This is a genomic window from Vibrio ordalii ATCC 33509, from assembly GCA_000257205.1.
GTDB lineage: Bacteria > Pseudomonadota > Gammaproteobacteria > Enterobacterales > Vibrionaceae > Vibrio > Vibrio ordalii.
Genome location: AEZC01000120.1, coordinates 1 through 9,631 on the forward strand (window position 1 = coordinate 1; position 9,631 = coordinate 9,631).

The window sequence follows — 9,631 nt, forward strand, 5'->3', positions numbered from 1 at the left end:
CAATTCAACAATCCTTACTTTGTTAAACATGCTGATTTTTAACGTAATAAAATTTAGCGTAATAAAAAAGCCAGAGTGGTTTCACTCCGGCTTTTTTGTCAGACATCGCAAATGAAAAGCACTGGCTGAATAACGTAGAATAGAAGAGCAATTAAGCGTAATTGGCATCCACTAATTCACCAGCAACAACTTTGCTTACTTCAGCACGATTTTCTAACCATTTTACAACCAACGCTTTATCTTCTTCTGTTGCTGAACGGTAGCGATCGGCTGCGCATACAAAGCCGTCAAAGATCTCTAATCCACCACCACCGAAACAAAGGCCGATGCTATCAACGTAATCAATAAACTCATCAACGAAGAGATCGTATTGTTCAAAGTCTTTGATAGACGTTGTACAGCTAACTTCAAAACCGAGGATCGCAAATTCACCTAAAAACAGTTTCTTACGGATACGGCGGTTTTTATTTTCTAGCTTGTCGATTTTCATCATATTTTCTCTCTCTGTTTGAATGCGGCATTTATACACCTTTCAGCACCATTTCCAAAATGATTCTTTATATAAACCGCCACAAGCGGACACTTTCACAACAAATTGTTTCAAGATGTGCCAAGACAAAACAAGTTAAAACAAGCCGCTCGTCAAGCTTAGTGACGTTAAATTAAAGTCAAGAAAATCATAATTATTGACTGCTTCGCAACTTAATCTAAAAACTTCGCACAACTTTTGAGCCTGCCACCCATGCACATTTTTATTTCATAGTGCATGGTTAAATCAGCTCATTTAGCCCTTGTAAATCGTATTTTTGAGGTGGATTTATGTTTGATTTAAACGGTGAATGGCGATTGAGCTCACCCGAGTATCCCGAGATTCAAATCGCGATGACGCTACCCGGTGACCAGTATCATGCATTACTGCAAGCGGGTTTGATCCCTCATCCCTATTATGCATCTAATGAATCTCAAGTTCAGTGGGCTGGTTTATGTCATTGGGTATTAACAAAAGCGATCACTTTAAATGCGGCAGACCTCCAGTGCCCGAACCACTTACTGGAGCTGAATAAGGTCGATACGTTTGCTGATCTATGGATCAACGGACAGAAGGTTCTACAGTGCTATAATGCTTTTCAAACCTATACCGTTAATATTCGCCCTTATCTGCAAATTGGCGTAAATCATTTTGAATGGCGATTTGAACCTGCCGCTACGATAGCAAAGCAAAGAGCCGATGAGCTGCCCTTTCCCATTCCTTGGGCGCAAGGGAATAATCAACTTCCTCACATGAACACAGTGCGAAAACCTCAATGCCACAGTGGCTGGGATTGGGGTATATGCCTTGCTGTTTGTGGTATTTTCGCACCAATGCAATTAAAAACGGTACAAGAATATTCACTGCTGGGTGTGGATATTGAACAAGTTTGGCATGCTTTAACACACGTTACGCTGCACGTGAGAATACGGCATAGCGAATCGCTCTCAACCCCCATCACACTTACTTTTGGCGATCAAACCATTACGATCGATAGTGAGGCTTTTTGCAACCAAAGCAGTGTGGATATTGATGTCCACCATCCGCATCTCTGGTGGCCAAACGGTTACGGTGACCCTTATTTATACACACTGTCTATTGCCATGGCACAGCAGCAGATCAACCGCCAAGTTGGCTTAAGACGTCTCACGTTGCGCACTGAGCAAGATTCCATCGGCAGTGAAATGACCTTTATCGTGAATGAGGTCTCGATATCAGTGAAGGGCGCGAATTGGATACCAATGGATGCCATGCCAAGCAGAGTCAATTTTTCCCGTTATCAACAGCTGTTACAAGCCGCACAAGAAGCTCACATGAATATGATTCGTGTGTGGGGAGGAGGTGATTATGAACACGATCATTTCTATCAACTTTGCGACCAACTCGGATTATTAGTCTGGCAAGATCTGATGTTTTCCTGCGCGCAATACCCTTCAACACCGAGTTTCTTAGAAGAGGTAAAGCAAGAAGTCACACAACAAATACAACGTTTGAAGCACCATGCTTGCCTTGCCATTTGGTGTGGTGATAATGAGGTGATTGGTTCATTAACTTGGTATCCAGAATCTCGAGAAAACCGTGAAAAATACTTAGTCAATTACGACCGACTCAATCGTTTTTTAGAAATCCTCGTCAATGAACAAGATCCAAATCGCCGCTTTTGGGCAAGCTCACCTTGCAATGGTGAGTTAGATTTTGGTGACGCTTGGTATGATGATAATAAAGGTGACATGCATTTTTGGGATGTATGGCATTCAGGTAAATCCTTTGACGCTTACCATTCAATATCCCCACGGTTTTGTTCGGAATTCGGTTATCAGTCTTGGCCTTCATTTAGTGAAGTGAAGCAAATTATCCCAGCAAGCGACTGGAATATCAGTGCGCCTCATTTTGAACATCACCAAAAGAACGCTCGTGGTAATAGCATCATCACCGAAATGTTTACTCGCTATTTCCGTTTCCCGAATGGCTTCCAGCAGATGCTTTATTTGAGCCAAGTTCAGCAAGCCATGGCGATTAAAACGGCTGTCGAAGCGTGGCGGGCAACCTCACCGATTTGCCGTGGCATATTATATTGGCAACTCAATGACAACTGGCCCGTCGCATCTTGGTCAAGCATTGAGTATTCTGGACGCTGGAAGCAATTACATTATCACGCCAAACGGTTTTATAACCCGCTTTTGGCCTGTTTTTCTGAAGATGAGAAACACCTATCACTGAGAGCCATTAATGATGCACCCGGTGAGCAATACCTTGTGGGTGATATATATTGGTTTGGATGGGAAGGAGAATTGCGAAAGCATTGGTCAATCAATGAACGACTGCCCCAAGAGAGTAACCAAATCGTGTGGCAACACACAATAAAGGATTTCACACCAGAAAAAGGCGCGATCTACTTTGTCAGTACAGATGGCCAACGGGATAATTTTTGGCTGCCGGATGTACCAAAACGTTTGCCCTTAAAATCGGCTCGCATATTGTGTGAATATCGTGCGGGCAGTCTCTGTTTGACCACTGACCGACCTGCACTTTACGTTCACCTAGAACATGACAACGTACTACAATTTTCTGACTCCAGCTTCTTTTTGCTCCCCAACCAAATGCGGACAATCGCCTTTAGCTCAGACGATAAATCTCACTTAAACTATACTATTTATCAACTGGCTGAATGAACTGAGCCGAATAAAGACAAGCGCTCAGCCTTAAGGAAGTAAACGAAAAAGAGCTGCGTATCAAGCAGCTCTTTGCAAGCTAAACCATTTTTGCTAATGCATGTTAAACATTGGCTCATGTCAAACACTGACTAATGTTGAACACCAGATGGATTTTCACCAAATTCAGTCTGTTGATAAATATCTGCAAGGGTTTTTGCACGTTTTGCTGCCTTGCGTCGTTTCGTTGGTTCAAAGTATTGCTCGACCTGCTTCAATGTCTCTTCATGGTCTTGCGCGGATTGGACAAAGTCTGGGTTGGCTAACGCTTCTTGGCGAAGGCGGTTAACTCGTTCTAGCGTTTCCCACAACATATTTCACCTCCAACTTCACTGTGCATACATACAGCTTAGTAAAGAGTGACATAATGTCAAGCAATTAACTGTGGATTTATACAGTTAATTAAAATAAATGCTCATTATTTCAATGAGTCATTAATCTGCGAGGCCTCTTAAGGTGCGCACGTTGATTCTCGAAGCACCAGCTTACCTAGATAGCGATGTATCTTGGCATCATCCGTGCCCTTCCCTTCAGCCAATTGTAGGGCCAAGGCTACTGCGTCCTTCGTCAGTTGCTCAATGGGAAGCGATATTGTTGAGAGATTGGGCACCGAATACGCAGCAGCAGGCTCATCATCAATCCCCATCACAGAGACCTGATTGGGTACCAAAATGGCATGTTCGTAAAGTGCGCGCATTGCTCCTAGTGCCATATCATCGTTACAGGCAAAAATAGCGCTGAACTCACTCTGTTGTTCTAATAACCGTTGAACCGCGGCATAACCCGCCAGCATAGAATTGTCACCTTCAACAACGAGCGTGTGATTGAGCTCAATACCAGCCTGCTGCAAGCCTGACTGATAAGCAGCAAATCGCTGTTGTCCTGTATCACTGTCCAAAGGGCTAGTGATGCAAGCAATGCGGCGATGGCCAAGTTCAAGCAAGTGATTAATTGCTAAAGAAGCGGCTTGATGCTGCTCAAAACCAAAACTATGCAAACCGACTTCTTCCAAGGTTCGATTGAGTACAATCAGTGGCACTGAAACATCAGATTGCAATGATGCCAGCTCATGATTCGACAAATGGCGGCTGTAAAGCATGATGGCGTCACAACGCTGAGTGAGCAATGAGCGCACTGCTGCTAATTCGCCTGCCGCGTTATCGTGACTGTCCATGACAAGTAAGGTCTTACGTGCTTGCTCGGCACCTTGTGCTGCTTGATGCAATAAGCTGCCAAAATAACTCCCTTGAAACTGAGGAAGTATCAGCCCAATCGCATTTGCACTGTTTGTGGCTAATGCTTGCGCCAACACATTAGGTTGATAACCCAAGGTGGACATGGCTTGTAAAACGGCTTCTCGCGTAGTTGCTTTTACTTGGCCAGTTTGGTTGAGTACGCGCGATACGGTGGCTTTAGATACGCCCGCTGCTTTACAAACGTCATTGATTGTCGCCATGGTGACTCCTAATAAAAACCCCCGACTCTTGGAAGCCGAGGGAGTTTACCTAATTTCCTACGCTGGATGAACGCTCTCAATCAACAATTATTATTGTCATTCCACGTTTATAATTGTTCGCCATTGGTTTTGATCACGGACTGATACCAGTAAAAGCTTTTCTTTTTACTGCGAGCCATTGAACCAGAACCATCATCGTGTTTGTCAACATAGATGAAACCGTAACGTTTTTTATATTCACCAGTGGTGAATGACACACAATCGATACAGCCCCAAGGGGTGTAGCCCATGACATCAACGCCGTCTATAGCAATGGCCTTCTTCACTTCTCGTATATGTGCTTGTAAATACTCAATCCGATAATCGTCTTGCACTTGGCCTTGCTCATCGACTTCATCGATCGCCCCAAAACCATTTTCGACAATAAAAATCGGTTTCTGGTAGCGTTCATACAACTCAGAAAGCGCGTAGCGAAGCCCTACCGGGTCAATTTGCCATCCCCAATCAGACACTGTGAGATAAGGGTTTAAGCGACTGTGCTTGAATAAACTGGTTGTTTCGCCTTCAGCGTTGCGATCATCAGAGACAATATTCGTCATGTAATAGCTGATCGCAAGGTAGTCGGCACAGCCCTTACGCAGTATCGCTTCATCACCATCGAGCATATCAACGGTTATCGATTTTCGCTCCCATTCACGCCAAATATAGCTTGGGTAATAGCCACGAACTTGCACATCGCTGAACAAGTACTTCTCTCTCATCATTTCTTGAGAGCGGATCATATCTTCTGGACGACACGACGCGGGATAAAGCGGCATCATATGAATCATGCTGCCCATTTGAAATTGAGGGTTAATCTTATGACCGAGATCGACCACTAAAGCACTGGCAATAAATTGGTGATGCATGACTTGGTACATCACCTGCTCTGGGTTGTCATGTTCAGTGAAGATAACCCCTGAGTTACAGTAGCCAATGAGTTACAGTAGCCAAACAGTGGGAATTCCCAATTTCGCTGGTTATTGATCTCATTGAAGGTAACCCAGTATTTCACTTTCTGTTTATAACGCTCCATCACCACTTGGCTAAAGTTAACGAAGAAATCCACAAGCTTGCGATTTGCCCATCCCCCGTATTGTTGTACAAGGTGGAATGGCATCTCAAAATGCGAAAGCGTAATAACTGGCTCAATGCCGTATTTCAGCAATTCATCAAAAAGATCATCATAAAATTGTAGCCATGCTTCATTGGGCGAGACTTCGTCACCTTGTGGAAAAATACGAGTCCAAGCAATTGAGGTTCTAAAACATTTAAAACCCATCTCAGCAAAAAGTGCAATGTCACCTTTGTAATGACTATAAAAATCAATGGCCTCATGGTTAGGATAGAAATAATTTGCATCCACACCGGAGGTCATCACCCTAGGTACTTCATGCGCTCCTTTTGAGAGCACATCGACAATGCTGACTCCTTTTCCACCTTGGTTCCATCCACCTTCAACTTGATGTGCTGCTACAGCCCCACCCCATAAAAAATCTTTTGGAAAACCATTCGTTGCCATCGTCATCTACCTCGTCTTCATTTGCTGACTCAATGTACCCTTATGTCGATCTAATATGCTATTTCACGCCATGTGGACAGGTTGTATAGAAATACATCATCGCTTTGCTACTTTGTTACTTTGTTACTTTGTTACTTTGCGTGACATCATAAACGATTACCGGAAAAATGTAACCGGTTTCGGAAACCGGTTACATTAAAATTAATAATTCTAATGTTCTCTGAATAAAATACGCACTATTTGTTACTGACAAGTGGCAAACAGAGACATTCCGTAGCACTTTTGCTGTGACTACTGTATGCTTGCGCCTTTCCGCAACGTGATGCGGATCACTTCCTTATTTACATATCGGGACATTTTAATGAGTTTTGCCTCTCTGGGTTTATCCCATGCCATCCTGAAAGCCGTTGCTTCTCAAGGTTACGAAACACCATCGCCAATTCAGGCGCAAGCTATTCCAGCCGTTCTTGAAGGCAAAGATGTGATGGCAGCGGCCCAGACAGGTACCGGAAAAACCGCAGGCTTTACCCTGCCCATTTTGGATCTATTAGTTAAAGGCCCAAAAGTAGGCCCCAACCAAGTGCGTGCATTAATTCTGACGCCGACACGTGAATTAGCCGCGCAAGTTGCCGACAACGTGGCAACTTACGGACAAAACCTTCCACTACGCTCTGAAGTTATTTTCGGCGGTGTGAAAGTTAACCCACAGATGATGAAAATGCGTCGTGGGGTAGATATTTTGGTCGCGACACCGGGTCGACTTTTGGATTTATACAACCAAAATGCGATTAAATTTAACCAATTAGAAATTTTGGTCTTAGACGAAGCGGATCGCATGTTAGACATGGGCTTTATTCGTGACATTAAAAAGATCCTTGCACTGCTGCCAGCAAAACGTCAAAACCTACTCTTTTCGGCCACTTTCTCTGATGAAATTCGCCAACTTGCGAAAGGGTTAGTTAACAACCCAGTCGAGATTTCGGTTACGCCACGCAATAGTACCGCTAAAACCGTCAAACAGTGGGTACATCCTGTAGATAAAGCGAAAAAACCAACGCTATTGATTCAACTAATCAAAGAAAATAATTGGCAACAAGCGTTGGTATTTACACGAACTAAACACGGCGCTAATCGCTTAACCGCACAACTTGAAGGCAGTGGCATCAGCGCCGCCGCGATTCATGGCAACAAAAGTCAAGGCGCACGTACTAAGGCATTGGCCAATTTTAAAAGTGGTGAGATCCGCATTTTAGTAGCAACGGATATTGCCGCTCGCGGCATTGATATTGACCAATTACCACAAGTGGTAAACTTTGAATTGCCTAACGTCCCTGAAGATTATGTTCACCGAATTGGCCGTACAGGCCGCGCAGGCGCTGAAGGAAATGCGATCTCTTTGGTCTGCGCCGATGAAGCAAAGGACATGTTTGCCATTGAGCGCCTTACCCAAAATTTACTAGAACGAATTGAGATTGAAGGCTTTGCGCCAGTGAACAAATTACCGGCCTCTCCTTCGCTACAACCGATTAAAGCGAAAAAGCCGAAAAAGAACAAACCAGAACATAATGACGGACAGCGCTCTGGTGATGTAGCAAAAGGCCACAGCATAAGCGCGAATACCAAAACTAATGACAGAAAGCCGAAAGTGGCCAATTCCACTCGTTCAAACAGCAATAAACCAAGTGCAAACCAACCCACGAAAAGCGGATCGGCTGGACAAAATAGACCTCGTAGAACAAACAAAATCGCGGCGAGCTGATATTACTCTCTGACTACGACTCTCTGATTAAAAAGTAAAGGCCACTCTCATCTAGTGGCCTTTTTGCTTTTACGCGCCTTTGGGCGGTGTGAATGCGGTTAGAGGAAGTGGCTCTCCTGCATATTTCTCTATTTTCACAATTGAAGAGTTACCAGCACAGCCATTGGCTAACCTTGAAGTAGGTATGTCAGCGGTCAGTACGTTGCATCCTCCGTTTTTACATAAACCATGAGGTTTATCAAAATCAGGCCATGCCCCTTCATGAATACAGACCGAACCTTGCTTAATTCCATCCGTGATCAGCGCGCCAACTAAGACTTGACCACGTTGATTATAAGCACGGACAAGATCGCCATCTTTGATCCCTCGAACTTTTGCATCTTCTGGATGAATCCAGATCGGTTCACGGTTTGCTATCGCATATTGCTCGCGTAGTGCTGCATAATTTAACTGGCTATGGAGACGATGAGCCGCATGCGATGTCATCAATTGCAGTTCATCGGCTTGAGCATTCCCTACCCACTCCGTTGGCGGCATCCACATAGGATGTGGCGGGCAATCGCTGTATTTGAAGCCTTCGATGGTTTTGGAGAAAATCTCAATCTTGCCACTTGGTGTACCAAGAGGGTTCAGAATAGGATTCTCTCTGAAAGAGGAATAACGCACAAACTTCGCGTTCGCTTCGTTCCATTTCATCTCAATAAGCTGATTTTGTTTCCAAAAATAGCTGAAGTTAGGCATTGCAATCCGATTCTGGCGACCGATAGCTTGAGCTCCTTTATAGAAACCAGCCAACCATTCCATTTCGGATTTATTTTCCGTATACACTGCACGTCCGCCCGGTTTTAACAGCTCCGCCATATCAGCAAATACATCAAAATCATTTCGCGCTTCAAATTGAGGCTCAATTGCTTGTTTCATCGGCACTAAATGTTGATTGCTATAATCCCCTGTCATGGTGAGATCATTACGCTCAAATGACGTCGTGATGGGCAGTACAATATCGGCGTGTTTTGCGGCCGCAGTCCAATAAGGCTCAGAGATAACGATGAGTTCCGGCTTTTGCCACGCTTTAATCAAACGGTTGGTATCTTGGTGATGAGTAAAGTTTGCACCGCCCGCCCACCAGATCATTTTGATGTTAGGAAATGTTTTCTCATGCCCGTTGTGTTGATATTGACCGGATGGGTTTTCCAACGCTTCTACAATACGAGCCACAGGAAAACTATTTACTGCTCCAGAAACGGCCCAATCATTACCCGCAGATGAACCACCATCAATAGCCGCTGATATAGCAGGTAAAACACCCGCAGTTCGCGTTGGGTTACCGCCATTGGAATAGTGATATGAAAAACCAAACCCACCACCGGGTAAACCGATCTGCCCTAGCATTGCAGCCAGAGTGACAAGCATCCAGTGTTTTTGTTCACCATATTGCTGACGTTGGATTCCCCAACCAGCCATGATCATAGTTCTATTTTTGCTAAAAATATCAGCCAATAGCTCTAGTTGTTTGGCAGGAACGCCACAAATTGCCTCAGCCCATTGTGCTGTTTTTGGCGTGCCATCAGAATGACCTAGCAGATAAGCTTCAAACTTGGGTCATGACTCCAAT

General features: G+C 44.3%; 5 protein-coding genes and 2 pseudogenes. 2 read left to right on the forward strand and 5 right to left on the reverse strand.

Annotated features, from left to right (window positions below; all coding sequences use genetic code 11):
• Positions 1-151: 151 nt before the first annotated feature.
• Positions 152-490: a YggL 50S ribosome-binding family protein gene (locus VOR_RS0108895; protein WP_010319363.1), complete on the reverse strand. Its 339-nt coding sequence runs from the start codon at positions 488-490 to the stop codon at positions 152-154.
• A 329-nt stretch (positions 491-819) separates the two neighbouring features.
• Here VOR_RS0108895 and VOR_RS0108900 point away from each other — a divergent pair, with 329 nt between their 5' ends.
• On the forward strand, positions 820-3,201 hold the full coding sequence (locus VOR_RS0108900) for a glycoside hydrolase family 2 protein (RefSeq protein WP_010319364.1): 2,382 nt from the start codon (positions 820-822) through the stop codon (positions 3,199-3,201).
• A 131-nt stretch (positions 3,202-3,332) separates the two neighbouring features.
• On the opposite strand, the gene VOR_RS0108905 is transcribed toward VOR_RS0108900, so the two are convergent.
• From VOR_RS0108905 to VOR_RS17820, 3 genes and pseudogenes are all read right to left on the reverse strand, one after another.
• Positions 3,333-3,554, reverse strand: coding sequence for a hypothetical protein (locus VOR_RS0108905; protein WP_010319365.1), 222 nt, complete (start codon positions 3,552-3,554; stop codon positions 3,333-3,335).
• Between the two features lie 137 nt (positions 3,555-3,691).
• Positions 3,692-4,696 carry a LacI family DNA-binding transcriptional regulator gene (locus VOR_RS0108910; RefSeq protein ID WP_010319366.1) on the reverse strand — a complete coding sequence of 335 codons (1,005 nt, stop codon included), beginning with the start codon at positions 4,694-4,696 and terminating at the stop codon, positions 3,692-3,694.
• A gap of 107 nt (positions 4,697-4,803) precedes the next feature.
• Positions 4,804-6,257, reverse strand: a pseudogene (locus VOR_RS17820) (6-phospho-beta-glucosidase).
• 361 nt (positions 6,258-6,618) lie between these two features.
• Between VOR_RS17820 and VOR_RS0108920 the strand changes: the two are divergent.
• Positions 6,619-8,016 (forward strand): DEAD/DEAH box helicase, encoded by a 1,398-nt coding sequence (locus VOR_RS0108920; RefSeq protein ID WP_010319369.1) that lies wholly within the window; start codon positions 6,619-6,621, stop codon positions 8,014-8,016.
• Positions 8,017-8,085: 69 nt separating this feature from the next.
• Here the strand turns inward: VOR_RS0108920 and VOR_RS16995 are convergent.
• Positions 8,086-9,615: pseudogene (locus VOR_RS16995) on the reverse strand (molybdopterin-dependent oxidoreductase); the annotation flags it as partial.
• Between the last annotated feature and the right edge of the window lie 16 nt (positions 9,616-9,631).